Source organism: Paenibacillus salivarius (genome assembly GCF_051307165.1).
In the GTDB taxonomy this organism is placed as follows: Bacteria; Bacillota; Bacilli; order Paenibacillales; family Paenibacillaceae; genus Fontibacillus.
In genome coordinates, this window is sequence record NZ_CP195592.1 from 2,797,070 (window position 1) to 2,814,198 (window position 17,129).

A 17,129-nucleotide genomic window follows, 5' to 3' on the forward strand; every position below is an offset into this window, starting at 1 on the left:
TAAACTCAAGGAAAAGAGGATTAAATTTAATTTAATCCTCAGGCTGTCGAGAAAGTCTCGACGGCCTTCTTTTGATTCAATTAATTTAAGACGGCACCGCGTTAATGTTGTATAATATATGTAACTACTCATGAACGGATGGTGTTTTTGGTGCTGAGATCTAATCGGGAAAAACAACAAAGCTATGAATTCGTTTCGATCGAAGAACTGGTTCCACAAGATCACTTGCTGCGTAAAGTAGACAAGTATATCGACTTCTCTTTTATTGAAAAAAAGGTTCAGCCCCTGTATTGTGCGGACAATGGACGCCCGGCCATTGATCCAGTCATCCTGTTTAAGATGATTTTTCTCGGCTATTTTTATGGCATTCGCTCCGAACGCCAGTTGGAACGAGAGGTTCAAACCAATTTGGCTTATCGTTGGTTTTTGGGTCTGGGCCTGACCGATAAAGTCCCAGACCATTCGACGATTAGCTGGAACCGGCGAACTCGCTTTAAGGATACGGATATTTTTCAAGAGATCTTTGATGAAATCGTTCTCCAAGCCATTTCACATAAAATGGTGGGCGGACGCGTACTTATCACCGATTCGACTCATGTGAAAGCCAACGCCAACAAGCACCAATATACCAAGCAGGAAGTTCTGCAAAACACCAAGGACTATATTGACGAACTCAATGGAGCCGTCACGGAGGACCGTAAAGCGCATGGAAAAAAGCCCTAAAAGAGCGAGAGGAAGTGAGTGAAACCAAGGAAATTAAAGTGAGCACCACAGATCCAGAGAGCGGCTATATGGTTCGTGACGGAAAGCCAGAAGGGTTCTTTTATCTCGACCACCGGACGGTGGATCTCAAATACAATCTCATTACCGATGTCCACATCACGCCGGGAAATGTCCATGATTCGGTTCCGTATTTATCTCGTTTAGACCGTCAGAGAGAACGTTTTGGTTTTCGAGTAGAAGCTGTAGCGCTGGATTCGGGTTATTTAACGACGCCGATTTGCCGTGGTTTACAAGAACGAAAAATTTTTGCAGTGATTGCACACCGGAGATTTCACCCCAAGCAAGGCCTATTTCCGAAGTGGAAGTTTATTTACGACGCCGAAAACAACACTTATATCTGTCCAGCAGAGCACCGTCTGACATACCGGACGACCGACCGAAAGGGTTACCGACAGTATGCGTCGGACCCGGAGCATTGCAAACAATGTCCTATGCTTGCGCAATGCACTCATTCCCGTAACCACCGAAAGGTGTTGACCCGTCACGTATGGGAGGACAGCAAAGAGTGGGTACGAAACAACCGGCTGAGCCGTGACGGCAAACAGTTGTACCGCAAACGAAAAGAAACGATTGAGCGAAGCTTCGCGGATGCCAAAGAGCTCCATGGGTTTCGCTATTGCCGTTTACGCGGATTGGCTAACGTCAAAGAACAAGCTTTGATGACGGCCGCTGTGCAGAACATGAAGAAGATGGCGATCCATCTGGATCGCCTGGAAAAGTGGGGATCCCCTCTTTATAAACCTTGAGAGTACACTGCAAATAAAAAAGAGAAACCCACCGTCTCAAAGACGTGGGTTTCTCGACAATCTGAGGATTAAATTTAATTTAATCCTCTTTGGCGTTTTCAAGATAATTGTATAGTTGATCTTCACTACTTATTTCACCGATTATCGAGTGTGCGACTTTACCTTCCTTATCAAGAATATAAGTAACAGGCAACCCTGTAACGGCGTACATACCTGATATTTTACCGGTAGCGTCGATAATAACAGGGAAATCGAATTGTTGCTGGGTTAAAAACTCATTTACGGTTCCTTTGGACTCTCCCACATTTACAAATAGGGTTTCGACATCGGAATCGCTATCTTGAAAAACACGATTAATGAGCGGCATCTCGTTCACACAGGGTCCGCACCAGGACGCCCAAAAGTTGATCACGACGGACTTTCCGCGAAAATCAGATAGAGCGATCTTTTCCCCTAGGGTATTTGTCGCTTGAAAATCCGGTGCAGTTACGCCAATATTCAAACGTTTGGTTGTTGGTTGGTCCTGACGATTGTGACTTCCGGATATAACTACATAGATAACTGCTAACAGTGCTAATAGACCTGATAAAAGGGTCAACCCCGATCTCAAATTAATCTTCATCTTCATCGCCTATTTTCTCGTTCTTTGTGATGAGTTCCATACTATGCTGAAACGCCTTGTGTAGTGGAAATTCGCCGAACAATTGATTATATTCTTCAACCGATCCTTCACCACAGTTTTGCCCTTCATTCAGAAAAAGGACATAGTCCGCAAGCTCTTCGGCAATATCAAGTTGGTGGGTGGAAAAGAGCACCGTCTGCCCTTGTGTTTGTACGGTTTTGACCAGGTTCACAAACTCCTTCATCCAATAAGGATCAAGACCATTGGTCGGCTCGTCCATGATCAGCAAGGCCGGCTTGGACAGAATCGCTTGTGCAAAGAGAACGCGTTGCCGCATCCCTTTGGAAAAAGTGCTGACGAGTTTGTTCTTTTGATTAGCCAGACCAACAAGACTCAAAACTTCCTGAACCCTTTGTTCAGGTACCTTGCGTAAAGATGCCCAGAAAGATAAAATCTCTTGGGCCGTCATCCCCTGGGGGAACTGAAAATCATCAGGCATATACCCGATTTGTTCCGCATACTTTTTTCTGTTGTTTTTCCATTGTAGCCCGTTTATGACGATTTCTCCGGAGGTGGGTTGAAGAATCCCCGCTACCATGCGCAGAACGGTGCTTTTTCCTGCCCCATTACCGCCGCATAATCCGACTATACTGCCCTTATTTAGCTGAAAGGAAATATTCCTAACAATCTTTTGGCTTTGTATCGTTTTATTTATATTTGAAGCAATAACAAAGTGTTCAGACACGGGATCTCCTCCTTTCCCAGATCCAGCAAACGCATGTTAAAGTGAAAAGCAACCAGATGAAAAAGAGGACGAAAAATGAAAAACTGCCGCTAGAGCTGTGAATCCAGCTTACCCATTTGTAATATTCGGGTCCAAGAACAGCACCGCCTCCAAGCTTGATCACGACAAATAGTCTTACGAATTCAGCAGGATTTAAGAATGTGAATATAATGAGAAGCGGTTTGATCCATAAGTATGGAAGGATCCCCAGGACTGCGATTAAAATCGTAGGCCAAGCAATGACCGTAAAGAACCAGATCAAAACCGATACCGTCAATGCTTGCCAACGATTCTTTGCCAAAGAGCCGATCCATAGCGCGATCGTTAGGAATAGCAGAACCAATCCATATGAAAATGAGAGAAAGAGCAGATAAGTATTGATTTCAAACATTTTACCATTCAACCCAGTAATTAATCCCATTAATCCATAACCAAAGGAAACGATAGTCAACAATACAACGGACAAACCGATGTATTTACCTAAGATAAAGGAGATCGTCCCAAGTGGATAGGCAGATAGCAACTGCCAGCTTCCCTCTTCTTTTTCCGCAGTTAATGAGAAGGATCCCAGAAATAGAGACATTAAGGGAAGTAAATATAGTGTCAAGCTTAATATCGACCCGGTAACACCGGAGTAGCCGCTGATCTCATTTTGAGAATTAACTAATAATAAACTCAGGCTGAATACGGAGAACAATATTAAGAAGGAGTACGCCCAAGGGTTTCTAAATCCGATCTTTATTTCTTTCTTTGCAACCTGCAGCAAATCCGACATGGCAATCAATGTCCTGATTTGTCTTCGCTCATATTACCATCATGGGTGTGTGCCCCTTCGTGGTTTTCCCCTTCGCTATGCATGTCCATCATATCCGAACTTTGTTCCCATGTGTGGTTGGCGAGTTCTTCCGAGCTCAGCAATTGACCTACACCCTGCTCTTGAATGAATTGTTCTGCGGATTTTTGGTCTTTAAAACTTATTAGCCCATAAGCCATCGGCGTACGAATGGAAGCATCATAGACATAAGCCGCCTTTCCGTACTCGATCCATTCTTTATCGTTGTAATCACGAACAAACTCCATTCCGATTTCACTAGTGCCATTTTTCGATTTCCATTCATTCATGCATCCAATATCGTCAAATTTGAGACTCTTACCTTCTTTCGTTACGATCTGTGTTGCAAAGGCATCATCCTTGACTTGCATGTTACAAATTACGCACACATCAACATCTTCATTGATGGCTTGCGGTTGATACGTTTTCTTTCCGCAGCCGGTAATGGCTATTAAGACGAAAATTAAACTCAAAGCAAAGATTCCCTTTTTCATGTTTTTTGCCCCCTTGAATAGAGTATGGTTAATATGGATATCAACAACAGCATAGAAGAAACTATCATCAAGAAAACTTTATCTGGAAGCGGTTTGTCATCAACGATAGAGTTCGATGTCAGTACGGGCTGATTCAGTTTCAGACTCGGAGAACTGTCCGTGGTCCAGGTATGCTGATTATCTTGCTCAACCATTCCGCTTAAGAAACTAATTCCTGGCGATTGAAAAAAAAGCTGAAAGGCCGGAGTTTCAGAGATTAAATTGCGATAGAACGGATTGATTGAATATTGGATATCGCTATTTCCGTCATTGTTCATATCGAGAACCTGAGCCGTATCCCAAAAGTTCTCCTCAATTTGATTTGATTCGCTATCCGTTGCCTCAGCTTCAATAACATTGGCAACAAAATCGTTATTATGAATGATGTTTTTCTCTGCACTCACAAATTGGATACCTATAAAATTTCTGTAAATCGAATTGTTTCTCAGCTCGTTTTTACTGGAACGCTCAAGATAAATCCCGACGCGGTTTCCTTCAATCGCATTCTTTTCAACGGTAGATCCTTGAACATCATACAGCAGAATGCCTTGCGAATTTACATTGTTCCTTTGCTTAACGAAGGAATTGTTCGAGACCACTACATCGCGTACACCCATGATCATTGCCCCGGTGACATTGAATTCGCCGATGTTTCCGATAATTTTTGTTCCATCAATGTACATACAATGGATTCCGTAACGCGAACCGAAAATGTAGTTGTTGAACACATCCAAATTCCTACTGTTATCCAGGTATATTCCATCCCGCATATTCGCTATTTTATTGTTTTTAATTCGGTTATTGTTTGACTTAAATAGATCGATTCCGTTTCCTTTCTCACTTAACGTTGATGCCCCCTGGCTTCTGTCCCAAGTAATGAAGTTATCTTCTAAGACTCCATCGTCGGCATTCTTTAGAAGAATTCCAAATCCGCGGGTTGAAATCTCTAAATTCCTTAAAACAACTCCATTTGCTTGGACAGAAATTGCTGAGGATTCTTCCCCTTCGTGTTTCTGTAAATTGCGGATTCCTTGTATGGATACACCTTCGGCTTCTATGGTTATCGCGGGTGTGGGAGATTCATTGATCAGAGATACGCCCTCCTCTCCCTCAAGATCCATCCTTTTATTGATCACGACCGGTCCGGAATATACCGCTTTCGATAACATAATGCGATCCCCAGGCTTCGCCTTGTCGACAATGTCCTGGAGTGAAGGGTTGGCTTCTTCCTTAGCTTCTGCTGCTGTTATTTCAAAAGATAAAATAGACATTAGATATCCTACTAAAATAATGGAGATTAATACGCTTCTTCTAATTTTATAATTTTTACGATATGTATAATGGATAGTTATCCTCCTTTCCTTTGTTCTATTTAAATTATTTCCATAAGATAATAAATCAAACCAATTATGTATGATATAGCCCGCTCGAGTGATATTTTTCATAAATATCAGAATTAATGTGAAGGATATGTGTCGTAAGGATGGATGCTGCCTGACAGCCGTTCTACTTTTCTGAAAGTAAGTTTCCTATACGCGCATTCTGCCCTTAAAACAAATAAAAGCAACCGTCTTTTTGGCCGGCTGCCGATTGATGTTTATTTTATTCAACTAAAGTTCTCCGTTCGAATAATGACCACTTTGCATCCTTTCTATGTTAATTGTTGCGCAATCTCCCAAATATGACCGCCCGGATCGACGAAGCTAGCAGTCCGTACTCCCCATGGCCGGTTCAATGGAGCGTTGAGTAGAGTGACGCCACGTGCATTAAGCTCGGCGCAGACAGCATCCACGTCGTCTATCCGAATGGTGAATTGGAACCGTGACCCTGCCTTTTGATTTGCGACCGCTTCTGGAGCTATGAGACCCTCCGCAGCAGCAATATCAAGCAAGTTAATACTCATGTTTGCAAAGTCGAACAACGGCGTCCCGTACAAGAACTTGTACCAATAAAACCAAAAAGCCGCTAATTTAGCGGCTTTGATAGAAATTATATTCTTACGCCACGATAATTGTGGAGGTATAACAGTTTTCAATAATTATGATTGATTGACCTCACTCATCCTCATGTAATTGCGTAAATCATCCCTTCTTCGGAGCAGCGATCTGATGTGCAACCCTGTCGGCTAATGTTGCATCAGCTTGGAATAAATAGCCTAACACAACCCTCTGAATCTCCTGTGAAGCCGCCGATAAGTCACCAGCGAGGTTCTGAACAAGATGATCCTGTTGAACTTGTGAGAGAGATTGGTAAAATTGTCCCGCTTGCGTGAAGTTATCGGCCTTCGGAATATCTGATCGAACGAGCCGGCCGGCTACGTAGCGCCCTGCTCCGCTCGTTACCTGTTCACTCGGTGACCAGTTTGCTTGATGGTTAATCGGAATTTTGCGGAAATCCGATCCAAGGCGATGCCGCTGTGAATCCCAATAAATATTGCTGCGGCCTTGCAGCATTTTATCATCGGACAGCTCGGCACCTTCCAGAAGATTTGACGGGGAGAATGCCAGCTTCTCGACCTGCTCCTGATAATTAGTAGGGTTCTTATCCAATACGAGTCGACCAACTGGCAGCAGCGGTAATTGACGCACATCCCACACTTTCGTGTCATCCAGCGGATCGAACGGCAGCGTCGCCTCATCCTGTGGGTTCATCAACTGCACATACAGCCCGTATTGGACTGGTGTGCCTTTGGCAATCGAGTCATACAGATCTTTACCCGAATAATCCGGGTTCTCGCAGGCCAAACGAGCCGCTTCTTGCGCATCGATATATTGCTCTCCAGCCAACGGAATCCAGCGATATTTGACGTAGAAGCGGACATTCTGTGCATTTTTCCAAACATAGGTGTTAACACTGTGTCCTGGCATATGGCGGAAGCTCTTGACCGTTCCTTCGTCCGAGTATAGACGTACAACGAAATGGGTTGCCTCCGGCGCAGTAGCAATGAAACCCCAGAATCGATTCGGATCGATGAGATTGTTAACTGGTGATGGCAGGAATGCATGAATTGATTCAGGGAACCGGATCGGGTCTCGTACGAGGAACACAGGGATATGATTACAAAGCAGATCGAAAACGCCATGCTCGGTATAAAATTTCGTCGAGAATCCACGCACGTTGCGGGATGTATCTGGTGTCCCTTTGTTGCTGACCGCAAATGAGAAACGAACTGTAACGGGTACCCGTTGTCCCGGCTGCTGCAAGAAGCACAGGTTCGTATAAGCGGCCATCGAATGAAGGGTTTCAAAATAACCCATGGCACCAAACCCCTTTACGTGGACCGGACGCTCTAATATCTTTTCGTGGACAAAGGTTTCTAGTGTTTCATGCAGCATGCTGTCCTGTTCCAGAATCGGTCCCCGTTCGCCTACCGTCTGCGAATGGTGTTCCGGCGACTGCATAGCATTCCATTGTGATGGAGCATGGCCCCCCTGCCAGCTTCGACCGTTTGTCTGATGGTTAGCATTGTTACCTTCCATTGATCCGCCCCCCATACCTACATTCTCGGGGATATATATGCATGGCTATGTACGGCTATGACAGCAAGTCAAATTGTATTTCATCCACGATCATTGATTATATGGGCTTTATCATTATACTATTCAAATTTTAACTGGAGCGAATCGCATATTGGCGTATAGCCTATCTTTTGATAGATGCTATTCGATGTGGGATTTGCTAAGTCCGTATATAAGACGCACTTGGTAAAACCTTTATCCAATGCAAGTTGGCTTATTTGCGCCACAATGGAAGTAGCGTAACCCTTCCTGCGCTCATATGGAGGGGTATATACAAATGCCACGCCAATAGCCGTTTGCATTTCCCTTGTATATCCTGCCATAGAAACGGGTATCCCGTTGTCCTCTAAAATATAGAGTTTTTTCGATGCTATTCGGTAGAGGTAAGAGTCTGCATCTTGCGGGATGGACATTACTGTTTTGCCATAAGTCTCCGCTGCATAAAATGCTTCAGCCCAGTATGGGAAAAAGTGAATATCCTTTTCATTCAGCAATCGAACGATACCAACCTTTTGAATGTCCGGGTTTACTGACGTAAGTTCATATATACGTTGGCTCATGGCTGTTTTAAAGGTTTTTCCCTTGCGTAAGGTATATTCTTTGGCAAAATACGCTGCCAAGTTTTTTTCGGTCATCACACCTGGAATTTCACGGTCTTTCAGCCCATCTATCAGACAGTTTATAGCTTCCCGGTTAATGATGTTGTCTGTTGCATAAAGCGTAATATTGTGTGGCGGTGTCATTATGGCGGTAAGTTGTATGCCCTTAGCATCCGAAATAGTTGCCATAAGCCAATTTACAGGGTCACGCCAGTCTGTTTTGTCTTTTCCTTCATGCCCGATTATGATATTGCCAAGAGGAATCAAATTTTGTGCTTCATGACGCATCAGCACATCATAGGTATCATTGTAAAACTCATGCACATCCGTATACAACTTGAATTGCATTGCAATATCACCCTTTCATCCGTTCAACGGTATCCAAATTATACCAAATAATCATTCTTTGTAACGGTTTAATAACCACAATTTTCTCATTCGATAACCCTCCAATGTAATATTTATTTTATGAAGACGCCAAAAAGCCCCATCCCATTAGGGACGGAGCTGCTCCGCGTTACCACCCTGATTGACGTTTATAATAGTACCAACGTTCCCCGTAATTTATAGCGAGGTTACGAACTTCACTTCCGGAAAGCGGCTATCCGGTCCATTCATTAAGATACCGCCCTGATTTTTCAAATACATATCGAAGAAATCAAGCATATAGGCATTGATAACGGAGGTTGCTCTTTCGGGCGCAATCTCTCCTGTAATGCCCAGCATGTTGAAAACCGGAGAAATGAACTGTACGTCGGCAAAATTCAAATGCTCCGTATTTTCGATATAGAGGACTTCTCCCCCTTCAACGACCGTTTCGCGCATCCGTTCAAGCTCCAACCTTTTATCTTCGGTTACTTGATCCTCCCACTCTCTAGTTGAGCCTATACGGCTAAGCTCTGCATCCTTGTAACCCCGGTTATCCATCACCATTTTTAATTTTTCGAAATAGCTTTCCGAGTGGATGAACAAAAACGGTTTTCGCAGACCCTCTCTGTCACGCAGCCGATAAAGCCCTCCATCGAGGTCTATTCCAACCGCGATGCGCGGATCGTAAGAAGCGTCATAGGCCGTCGCTCCGCCGATGGAATGGCCGAACACCCCGACATGACGAAGATCAATCCTCCCTTTTAGATGACTTGGAATTTGCCCCGATTGGATGAGCTCGAATTGGTCCAGCGCAAATGCGACATCGCCGGTTAGAACTTCTCCCAACTTGTCGCGATTTTCTCTACTCGTTCGGTAATCTTGGCCCGGCGTGAATAAGTCGTTGGTTTTGCTGGTCGTGATTCGTCCGTCCGGAAATTCGGTTGCAAATGTATTGTAGGTGTGGTCGATCACGGCCACGATATATCCGTGACTCGCGAGATTTTCGGCTTGCGACGTGTGGAGAAACCTGGAAGAGCCGTTGCCGGGATTCGCAAGGATCAGCGGGTATGAAGTCTGCGCCGAAGAGACTTCGGCCCCCGAATAAGAATGACTGGATACATACTTCAGGTGTTGTAAAGTAAATCCGGGAAGGCCATAGTCCGCGGCCATATAACGTAAAATGCGGGGATCGGGAACAAAGGGAGCGTACTTGCCGGTGTCGGCTTGAGCCGGATACCATACCTGAACCATCAATTCTCTCTTACCTTCTCCGGCTTCGTCGAACATCTCTTCCCTATTCGTATCCACAAAATGAAAAGTTAGCGTTCCTACCTTAAATCCGCCTGTTGGTTCAGGTAATTTAAATACAGGAAAAGCGTACATGAGACCCGCTGTTACGACCAGCATTATTGCTATAGCGGTATAAGATGAACCCAATATGAATCGTGGGATTTTTTTTAGGCCGTTTATTTTAATATAACTATAACCTGAAATGGCTAAAAACATGATCGTGATGCAATATGGGAAAAATATCTGAACTCTGAATCCTTCCACCGTCCAATGAATGACCAGTAAAAGTGTGGCGAACCCGCTTGCAACGGATACTGGAATTCTACGCCGTTCCTTTTTTAATAGAACAGTTAATGCAAACAACCCGATGTTTGACAATAAGAGCAATAGTTCAAACAACCTCATCTCCATTCTCCTTTCAAGAAATTCCATTTCCGTTCGTCTCAATCTTATCCTCCAGGCTAGCCTATGCCCCCTCCTTTCGCTACTAAAACGATTTCGGAATCCAAAATGTATCAGTTAACGTCAATTTAATCTGCGCGTTAGCTCTAAGTAGCTTGGGATTGTTTAGATATTCATCTAATCGGTAATCGGACTAAGTTCTTGTTCTTTACGGCCATCGGTACAAGAACTTGTACCGATAAAATAAAAAAGCCGCTAAAATAGCGACTTTCAATGTGGACTATGTTTTGTCCTTAAAGAATTACTTTTATAACGTCAACATTTTATCAATAGCTTTACTTTAATTTCCCGCCAAAAACCGGGAAGAAGCTATGCTCACCATAATCCTGGATGTGCTCTACATTCTTTAAGGTCTCCATATCTGCATCGCTGATCACAAAATCAAGCTCTGCATTGTTGCTCATGCGATCCGGATTCGCCGTCTTAGGAATGACTAAAAATCCAAGCTGGATACCATAACGGAGGCAAAGCTGAGCAACAGGGATCATTGAATGGTGGATTAGAAATGAAATGCCGTATCCCCCGCAAATCATGGCCAAACAAGTCGGAACCTTATTGGAGCGAACTCTATAGTAAGTTCGTTTAGACCGAACAGAAAACAGCCATCTCCGCCCCAACGGACGGAAATGGCTGATATGACGGTATCTGGCGGACCTGTATGCCGTCAGCTCGCCTTCGCAAGTTTAGTGCCGCGAACCGATGCCGTTGCGTAAACAACGAGCGCTGTCCAGATGAGCGCGAAGCCGATAAGCAAAACCGACGAAACCGATTCCTTGAACACGAATACACTCAGGAACAGCATGATCGTCGGCCCGATGTATTGTACGAAGCCGAGCGTGGACAGCGACATCCGGGAGGCTGCCCGTGCAAAGAAGAGCAGCGGCAGCGCTGTTACCACGCCGGAAAGAAGCAGTTCGACGAATGTAGCCGCAGGCAGCGTCCATGCCGTCGTCTTTCCTGCGGCGGCCAAATAGATCCAGTAGCCAATCGCGACGGGCAGGATTACAGCCGTCTCCGAAAACAAGCCTACAGAAGCGTCTTGCACGATCTTCTTCTTCGCGAGGCCGTACAAGCCAAACGTCGCGGCCAGTGAAATTGAGATCCATGGGAACCGTCCATAGTCGATGGCGATGATGAGCACCGCGGCGCCAGCGATGGCAATCGCGAGCCACTGGCCACGGTTTGGCTTCTCACGAAGGAAGACCACCGCAAGCAGTACGTTCAGCAACGGGTTCAAATAATAGCCGAGACTTGTCTCGACGACATGGTCGTTGTTGACCGCCCAGATGAAGATGAGCCAGTTCGCAGCGATCAGCAGTCCGCTAGCGGTGAGCGAAAGCAGGAGCGAGCGGCTAGCCGCAATTCGCTTGATGTCACCCCAGCGACGCTGGATTGCGACGAGAATACCCACAAAGACGAACGACCAAACAACCCGATGTGACAAAATCTCGCCTGCCGGCACATCGTTAAACAACTTCCAATAAAGCGGGAGAACTCCCCACATGATATACGCGATAATCGCATTGACTAACCCGTTGTTCATAATCAATTTCCCTCTTCTCACTCTGATGTCTTAACGGATTATACGCCTTGATTATCGTTTTAGTAAAGAGATTAGTATTTTAGCTCAAGTAAACTGTCTGTTAGCTTAATGAAGTGGCATGCGCATTACTTAGAAGATTTATATTTGCAACTTGTTCAATCCCTTTAATAGAATGGTTGTTTTTTGAATATCTCCACCGCGATCAATATACGCAGACCATTTTGGGAAAACTTCTTTGAAGAATACATTTCCTAAATCGGTTAAATCCGTGCTCCGCAGTTCCAGGTCTTCCTTGAGCGAACCATTCTCATGGAAAGGTTCTATAACAATTAACTCGTGCTCTACTAAAAAATTCATTAGTACCGTTGTCATTAAAGTAACTTGCTGTCGATAAGACAAGCTTTTGCTTCTTTTTAACATCGTGGGATAACTATATCTTAAAATACTCACGCCTATCACCTCGGATTTTTGCCTACTGACTTTGACTATTCTAACGTAAACAAAAAATCCCAGTCAAATGATGAGAATTCAAGGCCGTTAGTTTTTAATTACATTTTGCTCTGACTCTCTAGCACAGCCTGAAGACGGTCCAGGTTCTGCTCGTTGCTTGCCGGACAAAATGATTTTACTTTCTCGAATATGTTCTCGTCTTTAAATTGTTGACGGAATGTTACACGCGCCCGACCAGCCTTAGCGGTAAATGTCGCCGTCAACCTGAACTCAGGAGCGCCTTGGTGCTCCAGTACGATTCGCTTCCCCGGCTCGATCTCGATGAATTTGTTCTCGTTCGGATAATCCTTACCGTCCGGTCCGTGAAAGGTAAAGCGCCAGAAGCCGCCTTCACGGAAGTCGAATTCGTGGAACGTGCTCGTGAAGCCGTAAAATAAAAAGAATCTTAGCTACCGTACAAACGGTATATGATCCAATCTGTTCAACGCTACGTTTGTTACTTGTCCGAAATCATGATATCTTAATGATAGGAACTGACGTTCCGGTTGGTGATCAGATGAGGATATTGACAACAGAGTTTCCGGAGGTAATTTTTTATGATAAATAGAGAAGAAATTTTCTTATATGTAAAGGAAAAATTTGATTCAGAGCCGGACTATCCGTGGGTCAAGTATCCAGATTATGCGGTTTTAAGACATCTTCGCGGTGGCAAGTGGTATGGAGTGATTATGAATGTGCCAAGAGTCAAATTAGGTTTATCAAGGGAAGGAAGAGTTGATATCATTAACTTAAAGGTCCATCCAGAATTAACTGGTTTATTAAGAGGTCAACAAGGCATTTTGCCCGCATACCATATGAATAAGGAACATTGGATTACAATTGTTTTGGATAGTCCTTTTCCTAAAGGTGAAATTTTCGATTTAATAAATTCGAGTTACGAATTAACAAAATAAAATGCAAATTGTTAAATGGATAATAGCGGCATTAAGCCTAGTGTAATCTTTAAAATAAAAGAGCTATCCACGATGGATAGCCCTGCATGCATACGTATACTATTAGCTCTTCCCTCTACTTGCCTTTCGGCAGTACCTCAACCACGATCTCCGCCCATTTCTCTGAACTGTACGGCGACGACTCTCCCCCTACGAATACGTTCAGATTCAGTATGTTAATCAAATAACTTCCAGGCTCATGGATCGCGATCGACCCGCTAAACTCTTTATTCTCACTCATCTGAACGACTGATCGGTTGCCGCTTGTTTGATAGTCTCCATTATGAAACTTCATCACTTCCAAACCGAGACTCAGGATATAATCCGTATTGACAGACCCGCTAATTTCTATGGCTTCTCCAGCCGGCACCCGAAGGTAGCCTTGTGTTGGTTTATTAAACACGAGATTATTCGCATACGTATCATGGGTATATCGGACAGGAATCAAGGATGGATCTTTAACGATCCGATTGACGATGATGTCTGCAGATGGATTGTCACTGGAACTTATCTGCAGCGGATTCGGTCCTGGACGGAGATCCACGGAAAACTCAAACCGATTAAATTCATGGTTTCCGATTTTGATCGGCTTGTCGTTGGTCTTTGACCCTTTACTATCCGGAACGGCTAACATTCCGTCAGGACCCGAGCGTTGCATTAAATGAACGTCTTTGAACCAATGAACTGAACGTAATTCGCCCCTCCTCTGTCGTATAGACAGGGTGCAGGACCTTCGCTGACATTTCATTCCATGTTAACTTCAAAGTGCCCTGGTTCCATTTAAAGTTGATCGCCATCCGGGGCAACATTGAAACGGGAATATACAGCGTATTGTTTTTCATAAACGGTGGCAAAATTGTTGCCGCACCATCGAACAATTCAAGTTTTCCGTTTGATTCAGTATATAGTTTGGAGCTGCCAGGCTTGAAATGAACGACTGAAAAGTAAGTTGGATGTTCTGGTTTAAAATCGACCCAATAACTATTCGTTTTGGTGCTTTTCATGATCCTTCCAACATCCGCTAGCTCTAACCACTTGATCGGTAAGTAGAGGTTGCCGTTCTTCATAAGCAGCGGAGAAGCTTTTATGGACTTCGTATCCAATGTGATGGTTGACTTGTTCAATTTTGCAGATATTTTATGAGGTATCACTTGAAACACGGCCGCGTCACTTTCATCGATCGGCAGTTCAGATATCGATGCCTGAGCATAGCCAACCTGTACCGGAAGCACGACAGTAGCAAGCAACCCGGCACAAATCAAAATTTTCGTAATAATTCGTCTCACGACGCGATCACCACTTTCCATTTTTAATATAGACGAATATGTTGCAAAATGTTGTGGTGCGACTCATAAGGTATGAAACATGCTTTACGAACCTATAGATGCTTGAAGAATATTAAAGCTCAATTTGGTGATGCAACAAAACTCGAAGGCATATTAGATAAAAGTCGTTTTCAATATGTACGACCACAGGTATTCTACTTCACAACTCCGGAAGAAATGGAAATGTCCGCTACCAGTAACAACTTAACGGTTATTAAAAGTGTGTCAAATGTATTGATATCAGGAATTTTGTTATCCATGAGTCGTTACCTCCTCATATAAATGTTTCTGTAAATGCTCAACAAGTTTCCCTACATGAAAGCCATCTATAAAAGAGTGATGCACTTGAATAGAAAATGGTAGCAAAACTTTTCCGTCTTTCTCGTAGAATTTTCCCCAATCAAACATAGGATTGGATTTATCGCTTTTCCCCGCAAGGGTATGCGAAAAATGTGTAAATTGGATCCAAGGTAAAGATGAAAATTGGTATACATCGTTTGCAACCGGACCTGTAATATACTCCTTTTGATTTGCGATGGTTTCTTTTGCAATTTTAATATATTCTTTTATGTCATCAAACATTTATATCATTGGCGCACTTTGTTACAGTATGTATAAAGGCTAATGAAAACGGCCATTTGTTCTCCTTTACCTTTTTTATAAAGTTGGTAATGTCCAGTTCTAGACACACATTAATTGTGGTTGGAGTGCATTCCTGAAAATCTCGCAATGAAGTTTTCTCTTCCAAGTAGACGTATCGATGATTTTGTATGAGTTATCTGACATATTGAATTCGCCTCCACTATTATACTTGACCACATCAGCCCGTACGCACTCATGCAATCATACATAATACTAAACAAATAATTTGTAGAAAAGGTAACTAAACCAAATCAAAACGATCACCCAAATTAGTATGAATAAAGCACCCATTATCCAATTTTTCGGCTTGCCATTCTTTCTAATCTCTTCTGCTTGTTCCCTACACTCTTCAATTATGGATCGTGGGATCATTTTAAGAGCAAGAGTTATTCCAAGAGGAACAATTATTATATCATCCAGGTATCCTAACACCGGAATGAAGTCGGGAATTAAATCAACTGGGCTGAATGCATAGGCCACTACTAGGACAGAAACTAGTTTTGCATACCATGGAAGTTGTGGATGCTTATAGGCCAAGTACAATATGAAAACATTTTGCTTAATTTCTCTAGCTTTCTTTTTCAGTTTTTCAAGCCTCTTTGTTTGCTCCATTGGTTGAAAACCCACCCGTATTCAAGTTGGTGTTTCTACATTGATATCTTATAAGCCCTTGTCCGATATAGTGTGCTCTTAAATGAGCGGTTCCACGTGAACATGAACATCACCGATTTCGTTTGACTGCTTCAGCTCTCTTTCAACATTTGATGAAATGTCATGTGCATCTATTAAGTCTAAATTGGGCTCCACGAAAAGTACGATATCCACGCTAACACTACTTCCATAGTATCTGGCTCGTATATCTTTAATCCCTTTTACCCCGTTAACCGTTGTAATTGTTTCTTTGTATTCTAGTATTTTTTCCTCATCAAATCCATCAGTCAGATGGTGTGAAGCCTCCCGGAATATTTCCCATCCCGTCTTACAAATCAGTACGCCGACGATCACGGCTGTTAATGGGTCGATCCAGGGCATTCCGAATTGCGATCCAACGATCCCTACAACAGTACCGATACTTACCCAAGCGTCAGAAATATTATCCTTTGCAGCAGCCATCAGCGCCTGGCTTCTTACTTTTAAAGCAAGCTTTTTATTGTATCGGTATACAAAATACATCACAATAGCACAAAAAACGCCCGTGTACGAGGCCATTAAGTCCGGAGACTGTTTATCTCCCCCGAAAATAGAAGTCACTGCTCCATATAAAACCTGTAAACCAACGGCTAACATAATAATTGAGGCAATTAACGATGCGACGGATTCCGCTTTCCAGTGCCCGTAAGTATGATCGCTATCTGCGGGCCGGCGGGACAGGCGCATCCCGATTAAGACCGCAATAGATGCAACGATATCCGTTGCGTTGTTCAGACCATCGGCTCTTAATGCCTCCGAATCTGCAGTATAGCCTATAAGTAGTTTGAGAGCAGATAGGATGATGTAAGCCACGATACTTACAATAGCTCCTCTTTCCCCCATTTTTAAATTGTCATATTTCAGTTGATCCAACTCATGGTCCCCCTTATTGTGTTGGTAAATGGGTCATTGAGTTATGTTAACAGGTATCTCTCAAGTGAAAACGTTG

The 17,129-nt window shown here is 43.5% G+C and carries 18 protein-coding genes and 2 pseudogenes; 3 read left to right on the plus strand and 17 right to left on the minus strand.

The features are described from left to right. Window positions 1-138 precede the first annotated feature (138 nt). A protein-coding gene (locus tag ACSFXJ_RS12705; protein WP_435925617.1) for an IS1182 family transposase occupies window positions 139-1,529 on the plus strand; the annotation gives its coding sequence in 2 pieces (ribosomal slippage) (window positions 139-721 and window positions 721-1,529; 1,392 coding nt in all). Window positions 1,530-1,608: 79 nt separating this feature from the next. On the opposite strand, the gene ACSFXJ_RS12710 is transcribed toward ACSFXJ_RS12705, so the two are convergent. From ACSFXJ_RS12710 to ACSFXJ_RS12750, 9 genes are all read right to left on the minus strand, one after another. Then, window positions 1,609-2,157: a TlpA family protein disulfide reductase gene (locus tag ACSFXJ_RS12710; RefSeq protein WP_435925618.1), complete on the minus strand. Its 549-nt coding sequence runs from the start codon at window positions 2,155-2,157 to the stop codon at window positions 1,609-1,611. Beyond that, window positions 2,141-2,896 carry an ABC transporter ATP-binding protein gene (locus ACSFXJ_RS12715; protein WP_435925619.1) on the minus strand — a complete coding sequence of 252 codons (756 nt, stop codon included), beginning with the start codon at window positions 2,894-2,896 and terminating at the stop codon, window positions 2,141-2,143. The genes ACSFXJ_RS12710 and ACSFXJ_RS12715 overlap by 17 nt, the downstream gene beginning before the upstream one ends. Beyond that, window positions 2,889-3,710 (minus strand): ABC transporter permease, encoded by an 822-nt coding sequence (locus tag ACSFXJ_RS12720; RefSeq protein WP_435925620.1) that lies wholly within the window; start codon window positions 3,708-3,710, stop codon window positions 2,889-2,891. The genes ACSFXJ_RS12715 and ACSFXJ_RS12720 overlap by 8 nt, the downstream gene beginning before the upstream one ends. A gap of 5 nt (window positions 3,711-3,715) precedes the next feature. Continuing rightward, window positions 3,716-4,261, minus strand: a complete 546-nt coding sequence (locus ACSFXJ_RS12725) for a nitrous oxide reductase accessory protein NosL (RefSeq protein ID WP_435925621.1) — start codon at window positions 4,259-4,261, stop codon at window positions 3,716-3,718. Beyond that, window positions 4,258-5,571, minus strand: coding sequence for a right-handed parallel beta-helix repeat-containing protein (locus tag ACSFXJ_RS12730; protein ID WP_435925622.1), 1,314 nt, complete (start codon window positions 5,569-5,571; stop codon window positions 4,258-4,260). Before ACSFXJ_RS12730 ends, ACSFXJ_RS12725 begins: the two co-directional genes overlap by 4 nt. Before the next feature lie 380 nt (window positions 5,572-5,951). After that, entirely contained in the window at window positions 5,952-6,203 is a 252-nt protein-coding gene (locus ACSFXJ_RS12735) for a VOC family protein (RefSeq protein WP_435925747.1), read from the minus strand. A gap of 178 nt (window positions 6,204-6,381) precedes the next feature. Then, on the minus strand, window positions 6,382-7,779 hold the full coding sequence (locus ACSFXJ_RS12740; protein ID WP_435925623.1) for a catalase: 1,398 nt from the start codon (window positions 7,777-7,779) through the stop codon (window positions 6,382-6,384). Between the two features lie 119 nt (window positions 7,780-7,898). Further along, window positions 7,899-8,765 (minus strand): GNAT family N-acetyltransferase, encoded by an 867-nt coding sequence (locus tag ACSFXJ_RS12745; protein WP_435925624.1) that lies wholly within the window; start codon window positions 8,763-8,765, stop codon window positions 7,899-7,901. A 216-nt stretch (window positions 8,766-8,981) separates the two neighbouring features. After that, window positions 8,982-10,481: an alpha/beta hydrolase family protein gene (locus tag ACSFXJ_RS12750; RefSeq protein WP_435925625.1), complete on the minus strand. Its 1,500-nt coding sequence runs from the start codon at window positions 10,479-10,481 to the stop codon at window positions 8,982-8,984. A gap of 537 nt (window positions 10,482-11,018) precedes the next feature. On the opposite strand from ACSFXJ_RS12750, the pseudogene ACSFXJ_RS12755 reads away from it, so the two are divergent. Then, window positions 11,019-11,111 (plus strand): annotated as a pseudogene (locus ACSFXJ_RS12755) (TetR-like C-terminal domain-containing protein); the annotation flags it as partial. Between the two features lie 91 nt (window positions 11,112-11,202). Here ACSFXJ_RS12755 and rarD read toward each other — a convergent pair. The 3 genes and pseudogenes from rarD to ACSFXJ_RS12770 all read right to left on the minus strand — a co-directional run. Beyond that, window positions 11,203-12,081: an EamA family transporter RarD gene (gene rarD / locus ACSFXJ_RS12760; RefSeq protein WP_435925748.1), complete on the minus strand. Its 879-nt coding sequence runs from the start codon at window positions 12,079-12,081 to the stop codon at window positions 11,203-11,205. 138 nt (window positions 12,082-12,219) lie between these two features. Then, entirely contained in the window at window positions 12,220-12,531 is a 312-nt protein-coding gene (locus ACSFXJ_RS12765; RefSeq protein WP_435925626.1) for a hypothetical protein, read from the minus strand. 98 nt (window positions 12,532-12,629) lie between these two features. Next, window positions 12,630-12,896, minus strand: a pseudogene (locus ACSFXJ_RS12770) (SRPBCC domain-containing protein); the annotation flags it as partial. A gap of 231 nt (window positions 12,897-13,127) precedes the next feature. On the opposite strand from ACSFXJ_RS12770, the gene ACSFXJ_RS12775 reads away from it, so the two are divergent. Beyond that, entirely contained in the window at window positions 13,128-13,484 is a 357-nt protein-coding gene (locus ACSFXJ_RS12775; protein WP_435925627.1) for an MmcQ/YjbR family DNA-binding protein, read from the plus strand. Between the two features lie 115 nt (window positions 13,485-13,599). On the opposite strand, the gene ACSFXJ_RS12780 is transcribed toward ACSFXJ_RS12775, so the two are convergent. The 5 genes from ACSFXJ_RS12780 to ACSFXJ_RS12800 all read right to left on the minus strand — a co-directional run bounded on the left by ACSFXJ_RS12780 (window position 13,600) and on the right by ACSFXJ_RS12800 (window position 17,053). Beyond that, on the minus strand, window positions 13,600-14,181 hold the full coding sequence (locus tag ACSFXJ_RS12780) for a hypothetical protein (protein ID WP_435925628.1): 582 nt from the start codon (window positions 14,179-14,181) through the stop codon (window positions 13,600-13,602). Beyond that, window positions 14,162-14,809: a hypothetical protein gene (locus ACSFXJ_RS12785; RefSeq protein ID WP_435925629.1), complete on the minus strand. Its 648-nt coding sequence runs from the start codon at window positions 14,807-14,809 to the stop codon at window positions 14,162-14,164. The genes ACSFXJ_RS12780 and ACSFXJ_RS12785 overlap by 20 nt, the downstream gene beginning before the upstream one ends. Window positions 14,810-15,100: 291 nt before the next feature. Then, window positions 15,101-15,430: a CatA-like O-acetyltransferase gene (locus tag ACSFXJ_RS12790; protein ID WP_435925630.1), complete on the minus strand. Its 330-nt coding sequence runs from the start codon at window positions 15,428-15,430 to the stop codon at window positions 15,101-15,103. A 273-nt stretch (window positions 15,431-15,703) separates the two neighbouring features. Further along, a complete protein-coding gene (locus ACSFXJ_RS12795; protein WP_435925631.1) occupies window positions 15,704-16,102 on the minus strand; it encodes a YkvA family protein in 399 nt (132 codons plus the stop codon). A 78-nt stretch (window positions 16,103-16,180) separates the two neighbouring features. Then, window positions 16,181-17,053: a cation diffusion facilitator family transporter gene (locus ACSFXJ_RS12800; protein ID WP_435925632.1), complete on the minus strand. Its 873-nt coding sequence runs from the start codon at window positions 17,051-17,053 to the stop codon at window positions 16,181-16,183. Window positions 17,054-17,129: the final 76 nt, after the last annotated feature.